We start from the raw sequence: 25170 nt of genomic DNA on the forward strand, positions 1-25170 counted from the left end.
ACGCGGCGGCCAACGACCCGCAAGGGTGCGGACAGCCCGGCGCCCCGCTTCAGACGCAGGTCATCAGCGGGGCGCGGGGTCAGCGGCGGTTGCCGGAATTCGCCCGTTTGGGCGGCTGCGGCGGGGTGTTGACGTCAGAGGGGCTCCGGGCGCGGCGGCCGGGTCAGACGCGGACGCCGAACTGGAAGTCGCCGAGGTACCCGATGGCCTCGTAGCGCACCACGGCGCCGGGCTTGGGAGCGTGCAGCACCTGGCCGTTGCCCGCGTAGAAGCCGACGTGCGCGAGGTTGTTGAAGAACACCAGGTCGCCGGGCTTCAGTTCGCCCCGGCCGATCCTCGTGCCGTCGTTCTGCTGCGTGTACGTGGTCCGGCTGATGGAGACACCGGCCTGCGCGTACGCCCACTGGGTGAGGCCGGAGCAGTCGTAGGAGTTGGGGCCGGTGCCGCCGGAGACGTACGGCTTGCCGATCTGGGTGGCGGCGGCGCTCAGGGCGGCGGCGCCGCGGTTGGAGGCGGGGGCCTCGTCGCCGAGGTCGGCGCGCTTGTCGGCGGCGCGGCTCGCGCGCTGCTTCTCCTTGGCGGCCAGGTCCGACTTCTCCTTGGCCGTCAGCGTGTTGAGGAGCCTCTGCGCCTCGCCGAGCTTGCCCTGGACCTCTCGCTTCTTCTTGCCGAGTTCCGTGCGGGTGTCGGCGAGGTCGTCGAGCTTGCCCGCGGCCTCCTTGCGCTGCTGCGCGAGGTCCCGCTGCTTCTTCTGGATCTTCTTGAGCGAGTCGACCTGCTGGCTGCTCAGCTGGTCGAGGGTGGACGCCTTGTCGAGGTAGTCGTCCGGGTCGGAGGAGAGGAAGAGCTGCAGGGAGGGGTCGATGCCGCCGGAGCGGTACTGGGCGCTGGCCATCGAACCGAGGCCGTCGCGCAGCTCGTTCAGCTCTTCCTGGCCGTCGGCGACCTTGTCCTGGAGAGCGCCGATCTGCTTCTCCAGCTTCTCCTGCTTCTCCTTGGCGCCGTTGTACCTGTCGGTGGCCCGCCCCGCGTCTTCGTAGAGCTTGTCGACCTTGGACTTGACCTCGTCCTTGCTCGGCTTCGGCGCGGCCTGGGCGGCGCCTTGCGAGGTGAGGGCCACGGCAGCGGCGGCGGTCGCGGTGAGCACGGTCACGCGGGTGCGGCTCGGCTGCTTGGGTCGACGGTGGGACGCCACTCGGGCGGCTCCTTCTTCCTCCAGCCGCCCTACCAGGCGCGGCGGGCGGGTACCACCGCCGCCACCCCGGATGGGTGATCAACCGAGCGGGGGTTCGAAGGGTGACCCTAGTGACCTTCTTGTGATCAGTTCAAATCTCATCAGTAAAAAATCGGTCGCCAAGCGCATTCTTTACCGATAACGCACAGCCAGTGATGATCTTCTGACGCTATGTCGTACGAGGCACTGCCCAATTCGGGCATAGGGCCCAGGAGTTACTTGCGGCTCCTTAGCCCCGCGAAAGCCTCTTCAGCAGCACCGCCGAAGCCACCGGCCGCGCCCCCGCCTTGGCGATCCCGTCGGCCACCTCGCGGTCGGTCGAGACCACGACCACGGGCCTGCCCGGCGGCTCCGCGCGCACCAGCTGACGGATCAACTCATCAGCGGTCACACCCGGCTTGGAGAAGAGCACCCGCACCCCGCGCGGCGGCGCGAGCAGCACGGGCGCGGCCAGCTCCGCCCCGTCGAAGACGCAGGTGACCTCGGCCCCCGACTGGAGGGCGAGCTGGGAGAGCGAGCCGAGCAGCCGCAGCCGCTGCTTCTCCAGCGGCATGGTCGGATAGCCGGTTTTAGTGACGTTGTAACCGTCGACGACCAGGTGCGCCTGGGGCAGCGCCAGCAACTGGTCGAGGATCGCCGGGTCGTTCTCGGAGAGCGCGCGGGCGGCGATGTCCTTCGGTGACATCCGGCCGGGCTCTACGGCGTCGACGGTCTCGGCGGGGCGTACGGAGACGGGCGGCAGGGCCAGTTCGCGCCGCAGCCCCTGGGCCGACTCCAGGACCGTGTCGAGCAGCAGCCGCACCCGCATGTCCTCGACGCTGCGCCCCTCGCGCGCCGCCCTGCGGCTGGCCTCCAGGGCGGCCTCGGTCTCGCCGAGCCGCGCCTTGAGCCGGCGCGCCTCGCTCTCGGCGGCGGAGATCTGGGCCTGCCCCTCGGCACGGATGGCCTCGGTCTCGGCGGTGGCCTTGCGCAGCGCCGCCTCCCCGCGCTTGACGTCGCTGAGCGCCCCGCGCAGCTTGCGATGCATCGATTCGGCTTCCCGGCGCGCCGCCTCCAGCTCCGCGCGCAGCCGCTCGGTCTCCGCCCTGGTCTGGCCGCGGGCCGCGGCCAGCTCCGCGCGCAGCCGCTCCAGCTCGGCCTTGGTCTCCTCGCCGGCGCGCTCGGCGTCGGCCCGCTGGGCCTCCTCGCCCGCGGCGGTCACCAGCTTCACCCAACCGGGGGGACGCAGCACATAGGCCGCCGCGGCCACGTCCAGGGGATCGGCGGCCGGGGGCGGGGATCCCGCGTCCAGCGCGCCGGCCAGCTCGGCCTGCGCCTCCCTGAGGCGTTCGCCGATGCGCTGGCGGAAGAGGGTGTCGTTCTCCAGCGCCGCCGCCATGGCGTTGGCCGCGAACTTCGCGCGCCGGGTGGGCGTGAAGCGGGCGTACTGCCGCAGCTGGCCGGGCAGCTCGGCCAGGGTCAGTCCGCCGAAGCCGTCCGAGACGATCTGGACGACCCGTCGGCGTACCCCGTCGGGCAGCGGGCGGTCGAGCACCTCAGCGGTGCCGTCGTCCGGCTCCCCGCCTGCGCTCTCCACCATCCGTCACCCCACTAGCTGTGCGGGCCCCGCTCCCTCAGGAGCCGGTGCCCGGCCTGTCCACGAGTTCCACCTGATCCACCGCGTTGCACCAGCGGCAGCGCACCGACTCGATGGTCTCACTGACCACCTCGCGTTCCTCGACGTTCGACTCACCGGCCAGGTCGAGATGCACATACTCGACGACCTTCGACGTCCGGGTCACGTCGAAACGCGTGAGATTGCCGCAGAGCGTGCAGCGCCACCGGGTGGTGTCGGTCGGCAGGGGAACCGTCATCGTTGCTGTTCGCTTCCGTCGGTGGCCGTGGCGCGTCCGCGCTCTTGCGCGGTGCGTATTGCCCGTAACCCTAAGGCCTGTAAGGGGCGCCATGCGGCGGCCTCCGGTGCGGCATGGCGGTCTATGCGGTTAGCGCCCGTTACGTCATGCTCTGACCATGATCAATGCATGGGGTCCGAAGGGGGCCCGGCTGCTCAGGTGCCGGTCCGCCCCGGTGACGTACGGACTGATCGCCGTCTGCTGCCTGGTCTTCGTGATCTCCCCGGTCTCCGGGTTCAATCCCGTCCACGGCACCGGAGAGCGGCTGCTCGCCGCGCAGCAGGCCTACTTCGAGCGCTGGGGAGTGGTGCCCGCCGAGCTGTTCAGCGGCGCCCCGCGCGCCGCGCTCGGCCCGTTCACCGCGCTGTTCGTGCACGGCAGCTGGGTGCACCTGCTCGGGAACATGCTCTTCCTGTACGTCTTCGGGGCGATGGTCGAGGAACGGATGGGCCACCTCCAGTACGCGCTCTTCTACGTCAGCTGCGGCTACCTCGCCCTCCTCGCCTACGCCGCGGCGCACGCGGGCTCCGGCCAGACGCTCGTCGGGGCGTCGGGGGCGATCTCCGCCGTGCTCGGCGCCTTCCTCTATCTCTTCCCGAAGGCGCGCGTCACCAGCCTCTTCCCGTTCCTCTTCTTCCTGCCGCTGCGCTTTCCCGCGTGGGTGGTGCTGCCGTTCTGGGTGGCGTTGCAGTGGCTGGCGGCGGGGCAGGGCGGCAAGGGCACGGGGGTGGCCTATCTGGCGCACCTGGTGGGCTTCTCGCTGGGGTTCCTGTACGCCTGGGGGTGGTCCGTACGGAGGGCTAGAGTGAAAGCCCCAGCAGTACCGGCCACCGAGGGAGACAGCCAGCCGTGATCACCGCGATCGTGCTCATCAAGACCAGCGTGGACCGGATTCCGGAGATCGCCGAGTCGATCGCCGCGCTCGACTCGGTCAGCGAGGTCTTCTCCGTGACCGGTACGTACGACCTGATCGCGATGGTGCGGGTGCCGCGCCACGACGACCTCGCGGACGTCATCCCCGGCAGGATCAGCAAGATCCCCGGCGTGGAGGCGACGGACACGCACGTGGCGTTCCGTACGTACTCGCAGCACGACCTGGAGGCGGCGTTCGCGATCGGCCTCGACTCGTAGCCGGGCGCCGCCCCGCCGGGGCACTGTCCGCCGGGGCACTGTCCGCCGGGGCGCCGTCCGCCGGGGCGCTGTCCGCCGGGCTCCGTCCATGAGGGTTTCTTCATCTTCGGCTCATCCTGACGAAGAGGTACGCCGTGCACCCTCGCTCTCATGGTCTTCTCCCACCGCATGGCCGCCCTGGCCGCCGTCGTGGCGATCCCGCTCGGCATCGCCGCGACCAGCTATGCCCTGACCGACGATCCCCAGCCGCCCAAGGTCCCGCCGAAGGTGCGGCTGGAGAGCGGCTCGCCGTCCGCGGAGCCGACCATTCCCCGGCCCACCCCCAGCGACGAGACGGTCTCCCCGCCGCCGGTCAGCGAGAAGTCCTCGGGCGATGACAACGACGACGACGGCAGCGACGGCCGGCACGACGACTCCGACGACTCCACCGACGACGACGGCCCCGGTGACGACGGCTGAGCCACCGCGCCACCGGATCTCCGCCCGGGTCCGCATCCTGCTGTGGCTGCTCGTGGTGATGGCCGCCGCGCTCGCCGCGGTCGCGACCACCACCCGCTCGGTGCTGCTGCGCGACGCCGACCACCGGATCGACCGCCTCCTCGCCCAGGAGACCGGGGAGTTCACCCACTTCGTACGCGAAGGCGTCGATCCGCGCACGGGCGAGAAGTTCACCGACCCCGACCCGCTCCTGCGGCTCTTCCTGTCACGGCAGTACGCCGACCCCGACGAGGAACTGCTCGGCCTGATCGGCCGCGCCGGCGCCGGGCCCGCCACGAAGGAGCAGTCCCGCGAGCCGCGGTCCGGTCCCCCGCTCGCCGAGGACCCCGCGTCGCTGAAGGCCGTCTTCGACTCCTCCGGCGCCACCGGCACGCTGCACCGCCCCGACGGCGAGGTCCGCTGGTCGAAGGTGGTGATCAAGGCGAGCGGCACCCATCCGGAGGCGGCCTTCGTCGTCGCCTTCCACCCGGCCGGCGAACAGGCCAAGGCCAATGACGTGTTCACCATGCTGCTCGCCATCTCCGGCGTCGCGCTCCTGATGACGACCGGCATCGGCTGGGCGGTCGCGGGCCGCATCCTCCGACCGGTGCGGCTGGTGCGCACGACCGCGGCGCACCTCACCGAGCAGGACCTCACCCAGCGCATCCCCGTGCAGGGCCGGGACGACATCGCGGCCCTCGCCGAGACCTTCAACGGCATGCTGGACCGGCTGGAGCGGGCCTTCGCCGCGCAGCGCGAGTTCGTCGACGACGCCGGGCACGAACTGCGCACCCCCATCACCATCGTCCGCGGCCACCTGGAACTGATGGACACCGCCACCGAGAACGCGGCGGAGCGCGAGGAGACGATCCGCATCGTCACCGAGGAGCTGGACCGGATGAGCCGCATCGTCGAGGACCTGCTGCTGCTCGCCAAGGCCGAGCGCCCCGACTTCGTCACCCCGGAGCCGGTGCAGCTCGCCGAGCTGACCGCGGACGTCTTCGTCAAGGCACGCGCGCTCGGCGAGCGCGACTGGCACCTCGCCGAGGTCGCCGACGCCGAGGCCGACCTCGACGCCCAGCGCGTCACCCAGGCGATGGTGCAGCTGGCGCAGAACGCCGTCCAGCACACCGTCCCCGGCCAGCGCGTCAGCATAGGGTCCCGGCTGCGCGAGGGGCAGATCGAGCTGTACGTCGCCGACAGCGGGCCCGGGGTGCAGCCGCAGGACGCCGCGGTGATCTTCGAGCGGTTCCGCCGGGGCACCGCCCGGCGCGGCGCGCGCGGCACCGGGGCGGGGCTCGGCCTCGCCATCGTGAAGGCCATCGCCGAGAGCCACGGCGGGCGCGTCGAACTGCGCCCCACGCCCGGCGGCGGCGCCACCTTCGTACTCGTGCAGGCACAGCCGGAAGGGGCGGCCCACCCATGAACCGCATTCTGATCGTCGAGGACGAGGAGCGCATCGCCTCCTTCGTCGAGAAGGGCCTGCGCGCGGGCGGCTTCACGACCACGGTGGTCGGCGACGGCGAATCCGCCCACGACTACGCCCTGACCGGCGGCTTCGACCTGATCGTGCTGGACATCGGACTGCCCGGCAAGGACGGCTTCACGGTCCTGCGGCAGCTGCGCGAGGCCCGGGTGACCACGCCCGTGATCGTGCTGACCGCGCGCGACTCCGTGCGGGACACCGTGGCGGGCCTGGAGGGCGGCGCCGACGACTGGATGACCAAGCCGTTCCGCTTCGAGGAGCTGCTGGCACGGGTGCGGCTGCGGCTGCGCACGGCGGCGCGGGCGCCCGAGGTGACGGTGTTGCGCAGCGGTGGACTGAGCCTGGACCTGCGGACCCGCAGGGCGCGTTCGGAGCAGCGGACGGTGGACCTGACGGCACGTGAGTTCGTACTCCTCGAACTCTTCCTGCGCCATCCCGGGCAGGTCCTCTCGCGGGAGCAGATCCTCTCCCACGTGTGGGGGTACGACTTCGATCCCGGGTCCAACATCGTGGATGTGTACGTGCGCGCGCTGCGCAAGAAGCTGGGGTCGCAGCGGGTGGAGACGGTACGCGGAATGGGGTACCGCCTCCCGGCGTGACGACCGGCACCCCGCGACCGGCATCCCGCGGCCGGCGCCCGGCCCCCGGCGGCCTGACGGCCCGTGAAGTTCCCTTCATGTACCGCTCATCGAGGGCTCACCGCACCGCCCCACGCTGAAGAGCGTGCCCCTGAACCCCCGTCAAGCCGTGACTGCCTGCGCGGCGCTCAGCGTCTGCGCACTGCTGCTCGTCCCCGGCAACTTCCCTGGCCTGAGCGGCGACGCCCGCCTCACCCTTACCGTCTTCGCGCTGGCGACCTGCGCCTGGATCAGCGCGCCGATCGACGACACCTACATCGCGCTCGGCGCGGGTCTCGCCCTCACCGCGACCGGCGTGATCAGCAGCGACACGCTCTTCGGCACCCTCGGCGAGGAGACGGTGTGGCTGCTGATCTGCGCCTTCGTGCTCGCCGCCGCCGTCGCGCACAGCGGGCTCTCGGGGCGGGCCGCGGCCTTCCTCGTCAGCGGGGCGCGCAGCGTACGGCAATTGACGCATCTGACGACCGCCGCCCTGGTCGTGACGGCCTTCGCGGTGCCCGCCACCTCGGGGCGCGCCGCGCTCGCGCTGCCCGTCTTCCTCGCCCTCGCCAAGGTCCTCGCCGACCGCAGGCGGCTCGTGGTGATGCTCGCGCTGCTCTTCCCCACCGTCATCCTGCTCTCCGCCGTGGCGACCCTGATCGGCGCGGGCGCGCATCTGATCACCGTGTCGGTGCTGTGGGAGGCGACCGGTGAGCGGATCGGGTTCACGCAGTGGCTGCTGCTCGGGCTGCCGCTCGCCCTGGCGTCCTCGCATCTGGCGGCGGAGGCCGTGCTGTTGACGACCACGCGGCGCGCGGATCGCGAGGGCCCGGTCCGCATCACCCTCGACCAGCTCCAGGAGCACAGCGAGCAGCCGGTGACCGGCCCCTGGGAGCCCGCCGAGACGCGCTGCGCCCTGCTGCTCGCCACGGTCGTCGCGCTCTGGTGCAGCGAGCCGCTGCACCAGGTGCCGCCCGCCGTCGTCGCGTTGATCGGCGCGGTCGTGGCGGCCTCCCCTGCCCTCGGCACCGTACGGCTCAAGGACGCCCTGAAGACCGTGCCGTGGTCACTGCTCCTGTTCATGGCGGCCACGATGGCGATGGGCGTCGCGCTCGCCGAGTCGGGGGCGGCGAAGTGGCTGGTCAGCGGCTTGCCGCCAAACCTGCCGCCGTGGCTGTTCCTCACCGCCGTCGTCACGGTCAGCACGGCCGCTCACCTGGTCCTGCAATCCCGCTCGGCGCGCTCCTCGGTACTGGTCCCGCTGGTCGTCGCGGCGGCCGTCGGCGCGGGCGTCAACCCGGTCGCCGCCGCCCTCGCCTCCACGGCCGCCGCGGGCTTCTGCCACACGCTGCCCGCCTCCGCCAAGCCGGTCACGCTCTTCGCCGACCTCCCGGGCACCCCCACCTACACCCCCCGTGACCTGCTGCGCCTCTCCGCGGTCCTGGCGCCGCTGACCGCCGCGCTCGTCCTGCTCTTCGCCCTGACGCTCTGGCCGCTGCTCGGCGTCCCGCTGCGCTGACCACCCCCGCCGCCACCACCCTGGAGACCCGCATGCTGACCCGATTCGCCATCGCCCCCAGCGGCTTCAAGGAGTCCCTGTCCGCGAACGCCGCCGCCGAGGCCATCGCGGCGGGCGTACGCCGTGTCGTCCCGCACGCCGAGACCGATCTGATCCCCCTGGTGGACGGCGGCGAGGGCACGGCCCGCGCGCTCGCCGCCGCGGAAGGTGGCCGCCTCGTCGCGCTGCCCGCCACCGGCCCCGTGGGCCAGCCGATCGGCACGCACTTCGCGCTGCTGCCCGACGGCACCGCGGTCGTCGAGATGGCGGCCGTGGCCGGGCTCTCCCTGGTCCCCCGCGAGCTGCGCGACCCGGGCGCCACCACGACGTACGGCGTCGGCGAGCTGATCCGCGCCGCGCTCGACACGGGCGCCCGCCGCATCCTGGTCGGCTGCGGCGACTCGGGCACCTCCGACGGCGGCGCGGGCGCCCTCCAGGCCCTGGGCGCCCGCCTCCTGGACGTGGACGGCTGGGAACTGCCACGCGGGGGACGGGAGTTGAAGCGGCTGAGCCGCATCGACACGAGCGGCCTCGACCCGCGCCTCGCCGAGACCGACATCCGGGTGGCCTGCAACCCGTTCAACGTCCTGTGCGGCGAGCGTGGCGTGGCCCGCGTCTTCGGCCCGCAGAAGGGCGCGACCGCCACACAGGTGGCGGAACTGGCGGCTGCCCTGGAGCACTGGGCGTACGTCCTCACCCGCGACCTGCGCGTCACGGCGGACCTCTTCGACGGCCCCGGCACCGGCGCGTCGGGCGGCCTCGGCGCCGGGCTCGCCGCGCTCGGCGCCCGGCTCCTGCCCCGCTTCGACGTACTGCTCGGCCGGCTCGACCTGGACGCCAGGCTGGCCCGCGCCGACCTCGTCGTCACCGCGGAGGGCGCCCTGGACCACCAGACGCCGCGGGGCAAGATCCCCGCCGAGGTGGCCCGGCGCGCCAAGCGGTCCGGCCGCCCGGTCCTGGTGCTCGCGGGCACCATCGGAGAAGGCGCGCACACCGTCCGGGCGCTGGGCGTCGACGCCTACAGCGCCATCCTGCCCGCCCCGGTCTCGCTGACCGAGGCGCTCGGCCGGGGCGGCGAGTTCCTCACCGACGCGACCGAGCGGGCCTTGCGGATGATCCAGCTGGGGTCGCGGCTGCCGACCGGTCCGGCGACGGCACGGCTGCCCGCGGGTCAGGCGGCGGCGCTGGTGTCGGGCACGCAGCGGCCGTCCTCGGTGCGGTAGTTCCACCGAGCGCCGTCCGCCACCAGCTCCTTGACGGCGCGTACGAAGCGCTCGACGTGTTCGTCCGGGGTGCCCGCGCCGAAGCTCACGCGGATCGCGTTGAGCGACTTCTCGCCGGGCGCGGCCTCGGGGGCGCCGCACTCACCGGGCTCGTCGGCTTCGCCGCCGAGCAGGGTGCGCAGCAGCGGGTGGGCGCAGAACAGGCCGTCCCGTACGCCGATGCCGTACTCGGCGGAGAGCGCGGCGGCGAAGTGCGAGCTGTTCCAGCCGTCCACGACGAAGGAGATGACACCGACGCGCGGCGCGTCGTCCCCGAAGAGCGAGAGCACCCGAACGGCGGGCACCTCGGCGAGCCCTTCGCGCACCTTGCGGATCAAGTACCGCTCGCGGGCCACCAGCTCGTCGAAGCCCGCCTCGGTGAGCGCCTTGCACGCGGAGGCGATGGAGTAGACGCCGATGACGTTCGGCGAACCGGCCTCGTGGCGGGCGGCGGTCTCGTGCCACTCCACGTCCACGCCGCCGCCCGCTTCCTTGGGGCGTCGCGCCACCTTGCGCGAGGCGCCGCCGCCCGCGAGGTACGGCTCGGCCACCCGCAGCCAGTCGGAGCGGCCCGCGAGCACGCCCGAGCCGAAGGGCGCGTACAGCTTGTGCCCGGAGAACGCGACCCAGTCGACGTCCGACTCCCGCACCGATACCGGGTGGTGGGGCGCGAGCTGCGCGGCGTCGAGGACGATCCGGGCGCCGTGCGCGTGCGCGGCGGCCGCCAACTCCCGGACGGGCCACAGCTCGCCGGTGACGTTCGAGGCGCCGGTCACGCACACCAGGGCGGGCCCGTAGGGGTCGCGGTCGGCGAGGGCCCGCTCCAGGGTCTGGACGGCCTCTACGGGGGTGCGGGGCGCGTCGAGGTAGGTGACGCGGGCGTCCCGCCACGGCAGGAGCGAGGCGTGGTGCTCGGTCTCGAAGACGAAGACCTGGCACTCGGCGGGCAGCGCGGCGGCGAGCAGGTTCAGCGAGTCGGTGGTGGAGCGGGTGAAGACGACCTGGTCGCCCTCGCGGCAGTCGAGGAACTCCGCGACGGCCGTACGGGAGTTCTCGAAGAGGTCGGTGGAGAGCTGCGAGAGGTATCCGGCGCCGCGGTGCACGCTGCCGTAGTACGGCGCGTACGCGGCCACGTCGTCCCACACCCGCTGGAGCGCGGGCGCGCTCGCCGCGTAGTCGAGCGCGGCGTACGTCACCTCGCCGCCGGTGACGAGCGGCACGGTGACGTCACGGCCGAGGACGGCCAGCGGGGCACAGACGGACGAGTCGGCGGCGACAGCGGAAACAGACATGGCGAACTCCCGTAAGAGGCAAGTGAGTTCACTGCGAGGACGCACGTACGGCGCGCATGCGACAGGGGCACGGCATGGGTACGGCGGTGCAGTGAGGAAGAGAAAAAGGTGTGCGGAAAGGGGCCGAAGGCCCTAACACATTCGCTTGCTCACGAGACTGCTCCCTTGAGGACCAGGACCCCAGGGCTGTGACATTCACCGATGTCCAGGGGTCCGCGCTTGCCATACGCCTTGCTGCGTACGACCTGGTCTTCACCCGGGGCACCCCGCCACGGACGGAGGGTTGCCGGACAGCGGGCCGGGGCCGTAGTCGCTGTCACTCATGACCTGTCCAGCATCCTGCCACACGATCTTCGACGCGCAAGGCGCAGTCCAGAATCCGGACTGCGCCTTGCGTCACACGGGTGGCCGGAGGGTCAGCGGTTGCTGGCCGCCACCCACCGCTCCAGGGCCTTCTTCGCGGCCCCGGAGTCGATCGCCCGGGCCGCCTTCTCGATGCCGGCGCGGATCTGCTCCTCCAGGGAGGCGTCGGTCGGGTCGAGGGCGACGAGCGCCGCCGCGGAGTTCAGCAGCACCGCGTCCCGCACCGGCCCGCTCTCGCCGTCGAGCAGCCGCAGGGCGACCTCCGCGTTGTACGAGGCGTCCGCGCCCCGCAGCGCCTCCACGGGCACCAGCTCGATGCCGACGTCACGGGGGTCGAAGGCCTCCTCGCGCACCGTCCCGTCCCGCACGACCCACACCCGGGAGGTGGCCGTCGTCGTCAGCTCGTCGAGCCCGTCGTCGCCGCGGAAGACCAGCGCCGAGGAGCCGCGCTCGGCGAGCACCCCGGCGACGATCGGCGCGACACGCGCGTCGGCCACGCCCGTGGCCTGGGCCCGCACCTTGGCGGGGTTGGTGAGCGGGCCGAGGAAGTTGAAGGTCGTCCGGATCCCCAGCTCCTTGCGGGCCGGGGCCACATGGCGCAGCGCCGGATGGAACTTCACCGCGAAGCAGAAGGTGATGCCCGCCTCCTCGGCCACCTCGACGACCCGCTGGGGCGTGAGGTCCAGATTGACGCCCAGCTTCTCCAGTACGTCGGAGGCGCCGGACGCGCTGGAGGCGGCGCGGTTGCCGTGCTTGACGACCTTCGCGCCCGTGCCCGCGACGACGATCGCGGACATGGTCGAGATGTTGACGGTCTTCGCGCCGTCGCCGCCGGTGCCGACGATGTCGACGCTGGGCCCCGGCACGTCGATGACCCGGGCGTGCGCGTACATGGCGCGTACCAGGCCGGAGATCTCCTCGACGGTCTCCCCCTTGGCCCGCAGCGCGACCGCGAACCCCGCGATCTGCGCGTCGGTGGCCTCGCCGCGCATGATGCGGTCCATGGCCCAGGCCGTGTCGTCGGCGCTCTGGTCGCGCCCGTCGAGCAGGCCGTTCAGTACGTCGGGCCAGGAACGGCCCGCCGCGGTAGTGCCTCCTGCGGGGGTCACAGCGCTCATAGCCGCTCCTGGTCTTCGTCCGTATGGAAGGAAACCCCGGTCTGCCGGGGTGGGACCACCCGGGGTGGGACCACCCTATCCAGCCCCGGGGACGGCAAAGAGCCCCGTCCAGGCAATGGACGGGGCTCTCGCCGTGGCGACCGTGTTGGTCAGGGCTCTAAGAGCCTCAGGTGATCAGTGGTGGCCGTGGCCGCTGGTGATCTCCTTGTACTCCTCGGCGGTGGGCTTGGGGATCTGGTTGTCCTCCCCGTAGTAGCCCTTGGAGAGCTTGGCCCGGAGCTTCTGCGAACCGGACACCTTGCGCTCGACACCGTTCTCGTCGACCGTCGGGCCGATCTCGACCGGCGCGTACTGCTCGTGCGCCGTGAGGGTGTGCAGCTGACCCTGGTCGAGCGGCTCGTGGACCTCGATGAACTCACCGTGCGGCAGGCGCTTGATGATGCCCGACTCGCGGCCGTGCAGCACCTTGTCCTTGTCGCGGCGCTGGAGACCCAGGCAGATCCGCTTGGTGACGATGAAGGCGATGACCGGGGCGACGAAGAACCCGATCCGCACGAACCAGGTGATCGCGTTGATCGACAGGTGGAAGTGCGTGGCCCAGAGGTCGTTTCCACCACCGATCAGCAGGACCATGTACCAGGTGATCCAGGCGACACCGAACGCGGTCCGGGTCGGCACGTTGCGCGGCCGGTCCAGGACGTGGTGCTCGCGCTTGTCGCCGGTGACCCAGGACTCGATGAACGGGTAGACCGCGATGGTCACGAGGACCAGCGGGAAGATGACCAGCGGGATGAAGACGCCCAGGACGAGCGTGTGACCCCAGAGGTTGATCTCCCAGCCCGGCATGACACGGATCAGGCCTTCGGAGAAGCCCATGTACCAGTCGGGCTGGGCGCCGGTCGACACCTGGTCCGGACGGTAGGGGCCGAGCGCCCAGATCGGGTTGATCGAGGCGATCGCCGAGATGGCCGCGATGACACCGAAGACCAGGAAGAAGAAGCCTCCGGCCTTGGCCATGTACACGGGCAGCAGCGGCATGCCGACGACGTTCTTGTTGGTCTTTCCGGGGCCCGCGAACTGCGTGTGCTTGTGGTAGAAGACCAGGATCAGGTGCGCCACCATCAGGCCGAGCATGATGCCGGGCAGCAGCAGGATGTGGACCGAGTAGAACCGGGCCACGAAGTCGCCGCCGGGGAACTCCCCGCCGAACAGGAACATCGACAGGTACGTGCCGACGACCGGGACGGACAGGATCGCGCCCTGCATGAAGCGGACACCGGTGCCGGAGAGCAGGTCGTCCGGGAGCGAGTAACCGGTGAAGCCGGTGAACATGCCGAGGACGAACAGCAGGAAGCCGAACAGCCAGTTGACCTCACGCGGCTTGCGGAAGGCGCCCGTGAAGAACACGCGCATCATGTGCACGAACATGCCGGCGAGGAAGATCAGCGCCGCCCAGTGGTGGATCTGCCGGATCAGCAGACCACCGCGCACATCGAAGGAGATGTGCATGGTCGAGTTGAACGCCTCGGACATCAGCTGTCCCTGGAGCGGGACGTAGCTGCCGTGGTACTCCACCTCGTTCATCGACGGGTGGAAGAACAGCGTCAGGTACACACCCGTGAGGATGATGATGATGAAGCTGTACAGGCAGATCTCGCCGAGCATGAAGGACCAGTGGTCCGGGAAGATCTTGCGCATGTTGGCCTTGGCCAGGGAGTAGATCCCAAGACGGCCGTCGGCCCAGTCGGCCACCCGCTCGCCGGCGGGTGCCTTCTTCTTGTTGTCGCTGCTCATCAGGTCAGCCCCTCTCGAAGAAGGCAGGACCGACGGGCTCTTCGAAGTCGCCGAGCGCCTCGAGGTAACCCTCCTCGTTCACGCCGATCCGCAGCTGCGGCAGGGCGTGACCAGCGGGGCCGAAGATCACTCGGGCGCCGTCGGAGAGGTCGAAGGTGGACTGGTGGCACGGGCAGAGGACGTGGTGCGTCTGCTGCTCGTACAGGGAGATCGGGCAACCCACGTGGGTGCAGATCTTGGAGTACGCGACGACGCCTTCGTGCGACCACTCGAGCTCGCGCTTGTCCTTGATGTTCTCCGGCTGAATCCGGACGATCATCAGGGCGGCCTTGGCGATCTGGGTCTGGAAGTCGTGGTCGTGCTCCGACATGCCCTCGGGCATGGCGAACGTCAGCGATCCGACCTGGACGTCCGAGGGGCGCAGCGGCTCGTGCGTGTTCATGTTGACGAGCTTCTTACCCTTGGCCCACTTGGTGTGCCGGAGCTTGTCCTCCGGCAGCGGACCGAGGTCGCGCAGGAGGACGACGCCGGAGAGCGGGACCAGGGCGAGCGCGCCGAACATCGTGTTGCGGATCAGCTTGCGCCGGCCGAACTGCGACTCCTCGGCACCGGCCTTGAAGTCGGCCATGACCTTGGCCCTGACCTCGGGCTCCGCCTCGATCGGGTGACGCTCGTCAGCGACCTCCACGTCGGACATCAGGGTGCGGGCCCAGTGGACCGCGCCCGCGCCGATGCAGAAGAGCGCCAGACCGAGAGTCATGCCCAGGGCGAAGTTCAGACCGCTGATGTGACCGATCGGCCAGATGAAGACGCTCTTGTCCGCCGGGATGGTCACGAACGCCGCGATGAAGCCGACGGTCGCCAGCATGGAGAGCATGAACATGAAGGCGATCGCACGCTCGGAGCGCTTCGCGGCCCGCTCGTCGATGTCCTGGATGCGGTGCTGGTGGGGCGGAAGGCCCGGGTCGGCGAACGGGTTCTCGTCCGCGACCGCGACCGAACCGTGCTCGGGCTCGGTCACCTGCTTGCTGGGCAGGTTCTCTTCTGGAATCTCTTGGCTACTCATGACTTCTTGGCCTTTGCGGTCCGAGCGGCGACCCACACGGCGACCGCGATCAGCGAGCCGAGACCGAAGATCCAGCCGAAGAGGCCTTCACTGACCGGACCCAGACCGCCCAGCTTGAGACCACCAGGGCTCTGGGTCTTCTCGCCGTTGACCGCGTCGAGGTACGCGATGATGTCCTTCTTCTCCTTCTCCGGCATCGTCGTGTCGGGGAAGGACGGCATGTTCTGCGGGCCGGTCTGCATGGCCTCGTAGATGTGCTTCGGGGAGACACCTTCGAGCGACGGCGCGAACTTGCCGTGCGTCAGCGCGCCACCTTCACCGGTGAAGTTGTGGCACTGGGCGCAGTTGGTGCGGAACAGCTCGCCACCCTTGGCGATGTCCGCCCCGTCCGGGTTGTACTGCTTCTCGGTGGGGACCGAGGGACCGGCACCCAGCGACGAGATGTACGCCGCCAGCTGGTCGATCTGGGCCTGGTTGTAGATGACCTTCTTCTTGGGCGCCTGGGCGCCCTGCTGCTGGAGCGGCATGCGCCCGGTGCCGACCTGGAAGTCGACCGCCGCGGCGCCCACGCCCACCAGGCTCGGACCGTCGGAGGAGCCCTGACCGCCGGTTCCGTGGCAGCTGGAGCAGCCCACGGCGTAGAGCTTCTTGCCCTCGTCGATGGCGAGGGACTGGGCGGTGTCATCGGCTTGCGCCTTGTCCGCCGGCGCGAACGCGGCGTACAGCCCCCCGGTGGCCGCCAGCGCGAGGAGTAGGACGACGACCGCCGCCAGCGGATGGCGTCGTCGTGCGGAGAGCTTTTTCACGGATTACCCCGGTGTCAGGATCTTCTGCGTCGATGCTTCTGGAATGTTTCGGTACGTCGCGTGAGCGACCCCGCCGATTACTTGATCATGTAGATCGTGGCGAAGAGGCCGATCCAGACCACATCGACGAAGTGCCAGTAATAGGACACGACGATGGCTGCGGTCGCCTGTTCATGGGTGAACTTCCTGGCCGCGTAGGTCCGGCCGAGGACCAGCAGGAAGGCGATCAGGCCGCCTGTCACATGCAGTCCGTGGAAGCCGGTGGTCAGGTAGAACACCGAGCCGTACGGGTCGGAGGAGAGCGAGAGCCCGTCCTTCTTGACCAGCTCGGTGTACTCGTACACCTGACCGCCGATGAAGACCGCACCCATGATGAAGGTGACGATGAACCACATCCGGAGCTTCTTCACGTCGCCACGCTCAGCGGCGAAGACGCCGAGCTGACACGTGAGGGAGGAGAGCACCAGGATGGTGGTGTTCGTCGCCGAGAACGGGAAGTTAAGGGCCGAGGCCATTTCCTTCCAGTGATCAGGACCTGTCACCGATCGCAGGGTGAAGTACATCGCGAAGAGGGCCGCGAAGAACATCAGCTCGGAACTCAGCCAGATGATGGTTCCGACGCTGGTGAGGTTCGGTCGATTGACCGGCGGGTGCGCGTGCCCGGTATCTACTGTCGTTGCTGTCGCCACGACCGACATTATGTCGGTCGCTTATCCCGCCCTCACCCCGGGGGGTGCCGTTCGGAGTGTCTGCGGGGTGTGTCCTGCCCGTATGGCCCATCGCGGGGCCGTCCGAACCGCTGTTGACGGGGTGTCGGGAGGAGTAGCATCCGCGCATCGCTTCCCGATCCCACGCAGCTCGACGTATCGGAGGAACAATGCAGCCGACCGCCACGGTGCTGGTCTACAGCGACAACGCGAGCACCCGCGAGCAAGTCCGGCTGGCCGCCGGGCGCAGGCCGGCGACGGACGTTCCCGAGGTCGAGTTCATCGAGTGCGCCACGCTGCCCGCGGTGCTCGAACACCTGGACCAGGGCGGTATCGACGTCTGCGTGCTCGACGGCGAGGCGAAGCCCGCCGGCGGCATGGGCGTGGGCCGCCAGATCAAGGACGAGATCTTCCAGGCGCCGCCCGTACTGCTCCTCATGGGCCGCCCGCAGGACGCCTGGCTGGCCACCTGGAGCCGCGCGGAAGCGGCGGTGACCCTTCCGATCGAGCCGGTGGAGTTCGCGGACGCGCTGGCCGCCCTGCTGCGCAGCAGGCGGGCCGTGCAGGCCTGACGGATCCCAGCGGTCCCGGAACGGGTCCCAGCGGCCCCGGGGAGGGCCTCGCGCCACGGCGTGGGGCCCTCTGTGCCGTCTCCTGCGGCACCGCTAGACGTGCGGCCGCAGTCGGGCCGCGTCGGCGGCCGAGGGGCCTTCCTTGGTGCCGGAGAGCAGCGCGCTGCCCTTGCGCCAGTTCTGCCAGCTCATGTTCCAGTCGCCGAGGCCGTTGCCGAACGTCGGCATGTCCTCGCCGTAGCTGTTGACGACCTTCACCAGGTCGCCCTGGCGCACGGTCTCGTAGAACCAGGCGGCGTTCCCGGTGCTCATGCCGGTGCAGCCGTGGCTGGTGTTGGCGTTGCCCTGGGAGCCGGTCGACCAGGGCGCGGCGTGCACGTACTCACCGGAGTCGGTGACGCGCGTCGCGTAGTAGACCTGCTTGTCGTAGAAGTCCGATGCCCCGATGCTGGCGCTGGTCATGCGTACGGAGTACTCCTTGCCGAGCACGACCTTGACGCCGTTGCGGGTGGAGTAGCCGGGCTTGCCCGTGGTCACCGGGATCGAGTTGATCTCCTGGCCGTTGCGGTAGACCGTCATCCAGTGGGAGGAGGCGTCCGTCACGGCCTCGATCCGGTCGCCGGTGGTGAACTTCAGCGGCTTGGTCTCGGTGCCCCACAGCTTGTCGCCGACCTTGATGCCGTCGAGGTTGCTGGAGACGTTGATGGTGGCGTGGGTGGGCCAGTACTCCTTGGGGCGGTAGTGCAGCGTCTCGCTGTCCACCCAGTGCCAGGCGCCCTCGGCCGCGGGCACCGATCTGACCTTCAGGGCGCGCTCGACGGCCGCCCTGGCCTCCTTGTCCTTGACCGGGGCGCTGAGCGTGGCCGTCACGGGCTGTCCCACGCCGTACTTGCCCGCCTCCGGGCCGAAGGTGACCTTCAGCCGCTTCTTCTCGGCGGGGGTCTGCGTGTCGAAGGCCAGCATCTTGCGGCCGGGTGAGCCCTCGTCGTCCTCGGTGCTCACCCGGACCGTGTAGTGGGCGCCGGCGGCCAGTGGCGTGGTGCTGTGCCAGCGGGTGCCGTCGGCGGAGAGTTCGCCCGCCACGTACCGCCCCATCGCGTCGGTGGCCGTCACGTCGGTGATGCGCCCGTCCTTGCCCTCGGCGGTCACTTCCAGGGGCTTGTCCGGGTCCGCCTTCTTGCTGCCCACCGGGCCGTTGAAGGCGATCTGGCCGGCCGCGTCGTACGGCTTCGCCGAGAGCGGGTGGCCGTCGGAGCTGCCGCACGCCGTGGCCCCCGCACCGAGGGCGGCCACCAGCGTCGTGCAGCTCAGTACCGTGCGGATTCGCGGTGAGTGACTCATGAACCCACGGTATGGACGATCATTCCGTCCGGCGCGGTGAGTGACCCGTCCGGGGGTCAAGCACGACACGCCGAGAGGCCCGGACGCTCCGTCAGGAGCGTCCGGGCCTCTCGGTGCGGATCGGGAACTACAGACTCACTGGGTCTGGTTCTCGCCGCGGTAGTACTCGAAGACCCAGCCCCACAGGCCGATGAGCAGCAGGGGGGCCGAGAAGTACAGCAGCCACCAGCCGATGGCGATGCTCATGAAGGCGAGCGCGCCACCGACGGCGAGGGAGAGCGGCTGCCAGCTGTGCGGGCTGAAGAAGCCCACCTCGCCGGCCTCGTCCGCGACGTCGGCCTCCTTGTTGTCCTGTGCGGAGGCGTCGACCCGCCGGGCCGTGAAGGCCAGGTAGTAGCCGATCATGATGCACAGGCCGAAGGCCAGGAAGAGCGCCGTGGTGCCGGCGGGCTCCTTCGACCACACGCCATAGACGATCGCCATGGCGAGGACGAAGACGCTCAGCCAGATGAACATCTTGCCCTGGATCTTCACTTCGCGGCCTCCTTGTCGCCACCGAACATCTTGGTGTCCTTCTGCCCGGCGTTCTCGAGCTGGCCGAGCGCGGCGATGTCCGGGTGGTGCAGGTCGAAGGCCGGCGATTCACTGCGAATGCGCGGCAGCGTGAGGAAGTTGTGCCGCGGCGGCGGGCAGGACGTCGCCCACTCCAGCGAACGGCCGTAGCCCCACGGGTCGTCGACCTCGATCTTCTTGCCGTACTTGGCCGTCTTCCAGATGTTGTAGAAGAACGGCAGGATCGACAGACCGAGCAGGAACGAGCAGATCGTCGAGATCGTGTTCAGCGCGGTGAAGCCGTCGGCGTGCAGGTAGTCCGCGTACCGGCGGGGCATGCCCTCGGCGCCCAGCCAGTGCTGGACCAGGAACGTGCCGTGGAAGCCCACGAAGAGCGTCCAGAAGGTGATCTTGCCGAGGCGCTCGTCCAGCATCTTGCCGGTGAACTTCGGCCACCAGAAGTGGAAGCCGGAGAACATCGCGAAGACCACGGTGCCGAAGACGACGTAGTGGAAGTGCGCCACCACGAAATACGAGTCCGAGACGTGGAAGTCCATCGGCGGCGAGGCCAGGATGACGCCCGTCAGACCACCGAAGGTGAAGGTGATCAGGAAGCCGACGGCCCAGAGCATCGGGGTCTCGAAACTCAGTGACCCCTTCCACATCGTGCCGATCCAGTTGAAGAACTTCACGCCTGTTGGCACGGCGATGAGGAACGTCATGAAGGAGAAGAACGGCAGTAGTACGCCGCCTGTGACGTACATGTGGTGCGCCCACACCGTCACGGAGAGACCCGCGATGGCGATGGTCGCGCCGATCAGACCCATGTAGCCGAACATCGGCTTGCGGGAGAAGACCGGAATGACCTCGGAAATGATTCCGAAGAATGGCAGCGCGATGATGTACACCTCTGGATGGCCGAAGAACCAGAAGAGGTGTTGCCACAGCAGTGCGCCGCCATTGGCCGCGTCGAAGATATGGGCACCGAATTTGCGGTCCGCCTCGAGGGCGAACAGCGCGGCGGCCAGAACCGGGAAGGCCAGCAGAACCAGCACGGCGGTCAGCAGCACGTTCCACACGAAGATCGGCATGCGGAACATGGTCATGCCGGGCGCGCGCATGCAGATGATCGTGGTGATGAAGTTGACCGAGCCGAGGATCGTGCCGAAGCCGGAGAAGGCCAGACCCATGATCCACATGTCGGCGCCGATGCCCGGGGAGCGGACGGCGTCCGAGAGCGGGCTGTAGGCGAACCAGCCGAAGTCGGCCGCGCCGTTCGGCGTGAGGAAACCGCCGACCGCGATGAGCGAGCCGAACAGGTAGAGCCAGTAGGCGAACATGTTCAGCCGCGGGAAGGCGACGTCGGGCGCGCCGATCTGCAGCGGCATGATCCAGTTGGCGAAACCGGCGAACAGCGGCGTCGCGAACATCAGCAGCATGATCGTGCCGTGCATCGTGAACGCCTGGTTGAACTGCTCGTTCGACATGATCTGCGTACCCGGGCGGGCGAGTTCGGCGCGCATGAAGAGCGCCATCACTCCGCCGATGCAGAAGAACGCGAACGACGTGACCAGATAAAGCGTGCCGATCGTCTTGTGGTCAGTGGTGGTCAACCACTTGGTGACGACGTTTCCCGGCTGCTTGCGCCTGACGGGCAGCTCGTTCTCGTACGAGTCTTCTGCTGCCGCGGCACCCTGGGGTTCGTTGAGGATGCTCACAGGTTGTTCGTCTCCCGGTTCTTCTCGTGGGGCGTCTGCTCGATGCCGGCCGGGATGTAACCGGTCTGGTTCTTCTTCGCCAGGTCCTCGAGGTGCTGCTTGTAGCGCTCGGGAGAGACGACCTTGACGTTGAAGAGCATCCGCGAGTGGTCGACGCCGCACAGCTCGGCGCACTTGCCCATGAAGGTGCCCTCCTTGTTGGGAGTCACCTCGAAGGCGTTGGTGTGACCCGGGATGACGTCCTGCTTCATGAGGAACGGCACCACCCAGAAGGAGTGGATGACGTCACGCGAAGTCAGGACGAAGCGGACCTTCTCGCCCTTGGGGAGCCAGAGGGTCGGACCGGGGTTGCCGTTCTGGGGGTTCCGGTCGCCGGGGGTGCCGACTTCGTAGACGCCGTTGGCCTTGGCCGGGAAGTCCTCGCGGAACCTCTCCGGGATCGCCTCGAGGTCCTTGGACGTCTTGGCGTTCTCCTTGCCGGCGCCCGGCACGTTCTCGACGTAGTTGAAGCCCCAGCTCCACTGGTAGCCGACCACGTTGATGGTGTGGGCCGGCTTCTCCTCCAGCTTGAGGAGCTTCGACTCGTCACGTGCCGTGAAGTAGAAGAGCACGGAGACGATGATGAGGGGGACGACCGTGTACAGCGCCTCGATGGGCATGTTGTAACGGGTCTGAAGAGGTACTTCCACCTTGGTGCGGCTGCGCCGGTGGAAGATGACGCTCCACAGGATCAGACCCCAGACCAGCACGCCCGTGGCGAGCGCTGCCGCCCACGAGCCCTGCCAGAGGGAGAGAATCCGCGGAGCCTCTTCCGTTACCGGGGTGGGCATTCCAAGGCGGGGGAAATCCTTGTATGTGCAACCGGTGGCGGTCGCCAGGATCAGGCCCGCAGTCAGCACCTGCGGCAGCTTCCGCCGCATCGGGCGCCGCGACGAGCGGTCGGAGCCGTTGGGACTCACGTAGCGCCTTCCCGAGAGTCTCGCCCGCGCGGTCGGCTGCGGCCTTCACGCTGGTCGGTCGCCGCCCTGCGACGGGCAGGGGTTTGGATGTTTATGCGGAGCAAACCCTACTGGACGCATTTTGGGGTCGCGCGGGGAGGGTGCCTAACGCGCCGCGGGTCACTCCGAAGGGTGGGGTCGGCCGGTGCCGGGGGGTTTCTGACGGGGGGTTGGGGGCCTCTCGGCTCGGCGGAATCTGTTCGTCCGTGGGTGCGGGCTCGGTGGGGGCTGGGCGCGCAGTTCCCCGCGCCCCTGGGGAGCGGCCCCTGCGGGGCGCTCCCTCGGGGCGCGGGGTCTAGCGTTGAGGCGTGGCCTACTTTGATGTTGCTTCGTCCGCTCCTCTTCATCCCGTTGCCCGGCAGGCCCTGGTGGCCTCGCTCGATGAGGGGTGGGCCGATCCTGCTCGGCTCTATCGGGAGGGGCGGCGGGCCCGGCTGCTGCTCGACGCGGCGCGGGAGGCGGCCGCGGAGGCCGTGGGGTGCCGGGGCGACGAGCTGGTCTTCACCTCCTCCGGCACCCGCGCCGTGCACTCCGGGATCGCGGGCGCGCTCGCGGGGCGCCGCCGCGCCGGAGGTCACCTGATCGTGTCGGCGGTCGAACACTCGTCGGTGCTCCATTCGGCGGCGGCACACGAGGCCGGGGGTGGGACGGTGACCGAGGTGCCGGTGGACCGGGGCGGGGCGGTCGATCCGGAGGCGTACGCCGCCGCGCTGCGCGAGGACACCGCGCTCGCCTGTCTGCAGTCCGCCAACCACGAGGTGGGGACCGAGCAGCCGGTGGCCGAGGTGGCGGCGGCCTGCCGGGCGGCCGGGGTGCCGCTCCTCGTGGACGCGGCGCAGTCGCTGCCCTGGGGGCCGGTCGACGGGGACTGGTCGCTGCTGACCGGCAGTGCCCACAAATGGGGCGGACCGGCAGGGGTCGGGCTTCTCGTCGTACGCAAGGGGGTGCGCTTCGCCGCCCAAGGCCCCGTCGACGAGCGGGAGTCGGGGCGCGCCGCCGGTTTCGAGAACATCCCGGCGATCGTCGCGGCGGCGGCCTCGCTGCGCGCGGTGCGGGCGGAGGCCGTGGCGGAGGGCGCGCGGCTGCGGGAGCTGACCGAGCGGATCAGGGCGCGGGTGCCGGGGAGCGTGCCGGACGTGGAGGTGGTGGGCGACCCGGTGCGGCGGCTTCCGCACCTCGTCACCTTCTCCTGTCTCTATGTCGACGGAGAGACCCTGCTGCACGAGCTGGACCGGGCGGGCTTCTCCGTGTCGTCGGGCTCGTCGTGCACCAGTTCGACGCTGACTCCGAGCCATGTGCTCAGGGCGATGGGCGTGCTGAGCGAGGGCAACGTCCGGGTCTCGCTGCCGGTCGGCACGGAGGCCGCCGAGGTGGAGCGGTTCCTCGACGTGCTGCCCGGCGCCGTCCGCGAGGTGCGGGAGAAGCTGGGCGCGCCGGGCGGGGCGCGGGCGCGCGAGGAAGGGGGGTCGCTCGTGGTCGACGCGGTCGGCAAGCGGTGCCCGATCCCCGTCATCGAGCTGGCCAAGGTCATCGGGGACGTCCCGGTGGGCGGGACGGTGACCGTGCTCGCCGACGACGAGGCGGCGCGGCTCGACATCCCGGCGTGGTGCGAGATGCGCGGGCAGGAGTACGTGGGTGAGCGGCCGGCGGACCGGGGCAGCGCGTACGTGGTCCGCCGGCGCTCGTGATCAGACGAGGTGGGCGCTGACCTCGGCGGCGGCCTCGTGGCCGTACGCCTTGGTGAAGCGGTCCATGAAGTTGCTGCGCCGCAGCTCGTACTCCTGGGTGCCGACGGTCTCGATGACCAGGGTGGCGAGCATGCAGCCCACCTGCGCGGCGCGCTCGTGGGAGACGCCCCAGGCGAGGCCGGAGAGGAAGCCCGCGCGGAACGCGTCGCCGACGCCGGTCGGCTCGACCTTCGCCTCCTCCTCCGGGACGCCGACCTCGATCGGGTCCTGGCCGACGGACTCGATGCGCACGCCGTGGGCGCCGAGGGTGGTGACGCGGTGGCCGACGCGGGAGAGGATCTCGGCGTCGGTCCAGCCGGTCTTGGACTCGATGAGGCCCTTCTCGTACTCGTTGGAGAAGAGGTACGTGGCGCCGTCCAGGAGGGTGCGGATCTCGGCGCCGTCCATGCGGGCGATCTGCTGCGAGAAGTCAGCGGCGAAGGGGATCCCGCGGGTACGGCACTCCTCGGTGTGCCGGAGCATCGCCTCGGGGTCGTCGGCGCCGATCAGGACGAGGTCGAGCCCGCCCACGCGGTCGGCGACGGTCTTCAGTTCGATGAGGCGGGCCTCGCTCATCGCGCCGGTGTAGAAGGAGCCGATCTGGTTGTGGTCGGCGTCCGTGGTGCAGACGAAGCGCGCGGTGTGCAGTGTCTCGGAGATCCGCACCGAGGCGGTGTCCACGCCGTGCCGGTCGAGCCAGGCGCGGTACTCGTCGAAGTCGGAGCCGGCGGCGCCGACCAGGATCGGGTGGGTGCCGAGCTGGCCCATGCCGAAGGTGATGTTGGCGGCCACGCCTCCCCTGCGGACGTCGAGGGCGTCGACCAGGAAGGAGAGGGAGACCGTGTGCAGCTGATCGGCGACCAGCTGGTCGGCGAAGCGGCCGGGGAAGGTCATCAGGTGGTCGGTGGCGATGGAGCCGGTGACTGCGATACGCACGGCTGGGTGCTCCTGTGGAGGAGAGGCGAGGGGTTGACAGTTCACGTTACCGGGTCGAACACCCGCACCTGAAGAGGCAAAACTACCCGATAGTAGGGCTTTGTTCCTCGACGGTCACATGCCTACGGTGCCGTTATGACCCTTATCTCGAAGGATGTCGTCATGAAGCGTCCCGCCGGGCTCTCCGCCGAGGGGCCGGAGTCCCCGGAGACCATGGCGACCCTGCGCGGCGACTGCGCCCGCATGGCTCCGCACTGGACGGCGCCCGCCAAGGCCGCCGCCACCCCCGTGCCGCCGTCCCTGATCCACGGCGTCACCGTGCCGTCCTCCTCCGCCCGCCTCATCGACGGGATGTCCGAGTACGGGGACTGAGGAGCCCGGCCCCGGGGCCGGGCGCGCGCCGAGGGAACCGTGCGCTCCCCCGCTGCGTCCCATCGCCGTCCCCCGTTGAGGGGAACTGGGATACGACGAAGCCCATTCTCGGGTTTCCAGGGATACCTGTGGGTGTCCAGGGACGGTAGTG

Annotated in this window: 24 protein-coding genes and 1 riboswitch; of the genes, 10 read left to right on the forward strand and 14 right to left on the reverse strand. The window is 70.0% G+C overall.

Annotated elements, in window-relative coordinates; translation table 11 throughout:
- Positions 1 to 163 precede the first annotated feature (163 nt).
- From DMA15_RS09550 to DMA15_RS09560, 3 genes are all read right to left on the reverse strand, one after another.
- Entirely contained in the window at positions 164 to 1195 is a 1032-nt protein-coding gene (locus DMA15_RS09550; RefSeq protein WP_125512347.1) for a C40 family peptidase, read from the reverse strand.
- Positions 1196 to 1463: 268 nt separating this feature from the next.
- A complete protein-coding gene (locus DMA15_RS09555; RefSeq protein ID WP_125512348.1) occupies positions 1464 to 2813 on the reverse strand; it encodes an NYN domain-containing protein in 1350 nt (449 codons plus the stop codon).
- A gap of 34 nt (positions 2814 to 2847) precedes the next feature.
- Positions 2848 to 3087: a hypothetical protein gene (locus DMA15_RS09560; protein WP_125512349.1), complete on the reverse strand. Its 240-nt coding sequence runs from the start codon at positions 3085 to 3087 to the stop codon at positions 2848 to 2850.
- A 157-nt stretch (positions 3088 to 3244) separates the two neighbouring features.
- Here DMA15_RS09560 and DMA15_RS09565 point away from each other — a divergent pair, with 157 nt between their 5' ends.
- The 7 genes from DMA15_RS09565 to DMA15_RS09595 all read left to right on the forward strand — a co-directional run bounded on the left by DMA15_RS09565 (position 3245) and on the right by DMA15_RS09595 (position 9618).
- Complete coding sequence (locus DMA15_RS09565; RefSeq protein ID WP_125512350.1) at positions 3245 to 3979, forward strand: rhomboid family intramembrane serine protease; 735 nt, start codon at positions 3245 to 3247, stop codon at positions 3977 to 3979.
- Entirely contained in the window at positions 3976 to 4257 is a 282-nt protein-coding gene (locus DMA15_RS09570) for an Lrp/AsnC ligand binding domain-containing protein (protein WP_125512351.1), read from the forward strand. The genes DMA15_RS09565 and DMA15_RS09570 overlap by 4 nt, the downstream gene beginning before the upstream one ends.
- Positions 4258 to 4407: 150 nt before the next feature.
- Entirely contained in the window at positions 4408 to 4716 is a 309-nt protein-coding gene (locus DMA15_RS09575) for a small secreted hydrophilic protein (protein WP_125512352.1), read from the forward strand.
- On the forward strand, positions 4703 to 6160 hold the full coding sequence (locus DMA15_RS09580; RefSeq protein WP_125512353.1) for an ATP-binding protein: 1458 nt from the start codon (positions 4703 to 4705) through the stop codon (positions 6158 to 6160). The genes DMA15_RS09575 and DMA15_RS09580 overlap by 14 nt, the downstream gene beginning before the upstream one ends.
- Entirely contained in the window at positions 6157 to 6819 is a 663-nt protein-coding gene (locus tag DMA15_RS09585) for a response regulator transcription factor (RefSeq protein ID WP_125512354.1), read from the forward strand. The genes DMA15_RS09580 and DMA15_RS09585 overlap by 4 nt, the downstream gene beginning before the upstream one ends.
- A gap of 124 nt (positions 6820 to 6943) precedes the next feature.
- On the forward strand, positions 6944 to 8356 hold the full coding sequence (locus tag DMA15_RS09590) for an SLC13 family permease (protein ID WP_125512355.1): 1413 nt from the start codon (positions 6944 to 6946) through the stop codon (positions 8354 to 8356).
- A 32-nt stretch (positions 8357 to 8388) separates the two neighbouring features.
- Complete coding sequence (locus tag DMA15_RS09595) at positions 8389 to 9618, forward strand: glycerate kinase (RefSeq protein WP_125512356.1); 1230 nt, start codon at positions 8389 to 8391, stop codon at positions 9616 to 9618.
- Here DMA15_RS09595 and DMA15_RS09600 read toward each other — a convergent pair.
- From DMA15_RS09600 to DMA15_RS09625, 6 genes are all read right to left on the reverse strand, one after another.
- On the reverse strand, positions 9567 to 10949 hold the full coding sequence (locus DMA15_RS09600) for an aminotransferase class V-fold PLP-dependent enzyme (RefSeq protein WP_125512357.1): 1383 nt from the start codon (positions 10947 to 10949) through the stop codon (positions 9567 to 9569). The genes DMA15_RS09595 and DMA15_RS09600 overlap by 52 nt on opposite strands.
- A 210-nt stretch (positions 10950 to 11159) precedes the next feature.
- A riboswitch (SAM riboswitch) is annotated at positions 11160 to 11277 on the reverse strand.
- Positions 11278 to 11365: 88 nt separating this feature from the next.
- Positions 11366 to 12430: an anthranilate phosphoribosyltransferase gene (trpD, locus tag DMA15_RS09605; RefSeq protein WP_125512358.1), complete on the reverse strand. Its 1065-nt coding sequence runs from the start codon at positions 12428 to 12430 to the stop codon at positions 11366 to 11368.
- 174 nt (positions 12431 to 12604) lie between these two features.
- Positions 12605 to 14224 carry a cytochrome bc complex cytochrome b subunit gene (locus DMA15_RS09610; protein WP_125512359.1) on the reverse strand — a complete coding sequence of 540 codons (1620 nt, stop codon included), beginning with the start codon at positions 14222 to 14224 and terminating at the stop codon, positions 12605 to 12607.
- Positions 14225 to 14228: 4 nt separating this feature from the next.
- Entirely contained in the window at positions 14229 to 15290 is a 1062-nt protein-coding gene (locus tag DMA15_RS09615) for a Rieske 2Fe-2S domain-containing protein (protein ID WP_125512360.1), read from the reverse strand.
- Positions 15287 to 16096, reverse strand: a complete 810-nt coding sequence (locus tag DMA15_RS09620; RefSeq protein WP_125512361.1) for a cytochrome c — start codon at positions 16094 to 16096, stop codon at positions 15287 to 15289. Before DMA15_RS09620 ends, DMA15_RS09615 begins: the two co-directional genes overlap by 4 nt.
- Before the next feature lie 77 nt (positions 16097 to 16173).
- Positions 16174 to 16794 (reverse strand): heme-copper oxidase subunit III, encoded by a 621-nt coding sequence (locus DMA15_RS09625; protein ID WP_125512362.1) that lies wholly within the window; start codon positions 16792 to 16794, stop codon positions 16174 to 16176.
- 179 nt (positions 16795 to 16973) lie between these two features.
- On the opposite strand from DMA15_RS09625, the gene DMA15_RS09630 reads away from it, so the two are divergent.
- A complete protein-coding gene (locus DMA15_RS09630; protein WP_125512363.1) occupies positions 16974 to 17375 on the forward strand; it encodes a hypothetical protein in 402 nt (133 codons plus the stop codon).
- Positions 17376 to 17468: 93 nt separating this feature from the next.
- On the opposite strand, the gene DMA15_RS09635 is transcribed toward DMA15_RS09630, so the two are convergent.
- From DMA15_RS09635 to coxB, 4 genes are all read right to left on the reverse strand, one after another.
- Positions 17469 to 18716, reverse strand: coding sequence for an Ig-like domain-containing protein (locus DMA15_RS09635; protein ID WP_125512364.1), 1248 nt, complete (start codon positions 18714 to 18716; stop codon positions 17469 to 17471).
- Positions 18717 to 18851: 135 nt separating this feature from the next.
- Positions 18852 to 19250 carry a cytochrome c oxidase subunit 4 gene (locus tag DMA15_RS09640; RefSeq protein WP_030786995.1) on the reverse strand — a complete coding sequence of 133 codons (399 nt, stop codon included), beginning with the start codon at positions 19248 to 19250 and terminating at the stop codon, positions 18852 to 18854.
- Positions 19247 to 20986, reverse strand: coding sequence for a cytochrome c oxidase subunit I (ctaD, locus tag DMA15_RS09645; RefSeq protein ID WP_125512365.1), 1740 nt, complete (start codon positions 20984 to 20986; stop codon positions 19247 to 19249). Before ctaD ends, DMA15_RS09640 begins: the two co-directional genes overlap by 4 nt.
- Entirely contained in the window at positions 20983 to 21945 is a 963-nt protein-coding gene (gene coxB / locus DMA15_RS09650) for a cytochrome c oxidase subunit II (RefSeq protein ID WP_125512366.1), read from the reverse strand. The genes ctaD and coxB overlap by 4 nt, the downstream gene beginning before the upstream one ends.
- A 347-nt stretch (positions 21946 to 22292) precedes the next feature.
- Between coxB and DMA15_RS09655 the strand changes: the two genes are divergently transcribed.
- The gene (locus DMA15_RS09655; protein ID WP_125512367.1) at positions 22293 to 23672 is read left to right on the forward strand and encodes a cysteine desulfurase/sulfurtransferase TusA family protein; all 1380 of its coding nucleotides are present in this window, start codon (positions 22293 to 22295) and stop codon (positions 23670 to 23672) included.
- Here DMA15_RS09655 and DMA15_RS09660 read toward each other — a convergent pair whose 3' ends face one another.
- Complete coding sequence (locus tag DMA15_RS09660) at positions 23673 to 24647, reverse strand: carbohydrate kinase family protein (protein ID WP_125512368.1); 975 nt, start codon at positions 24645 to 24647, stop codon at positions 23673 to 23675.
- A gap of 162 nt (positions 24648 to 24809) precedes the next feature.
- On the opposite strand from DMA15_RS09660, the gene DMA15_RS09665 reads away from it, so the two are divergent.
- Positions 24810 to 25019, forward strand: coding sequence for a hypothetical protein (locus tag DMA15_RS09665; protein WP_125517522.1), 210 nt, complete (start codon positions 24810 to 24812; stop codon positions 25017 to 25019).
- Positions 25020 to 25170: the final 151 nt, after the last annotated feature.

It is taken from the genome of Streptomyces sp. WAC 01529 (genome assembly GCF_003945545.1).
Classification (GTDB): Bacteria; Actinomycetota; Actinomycetes; order Streptomycetales; family Streptomycetaceae; genus Streptomyces; species Streptomyces anatolicus.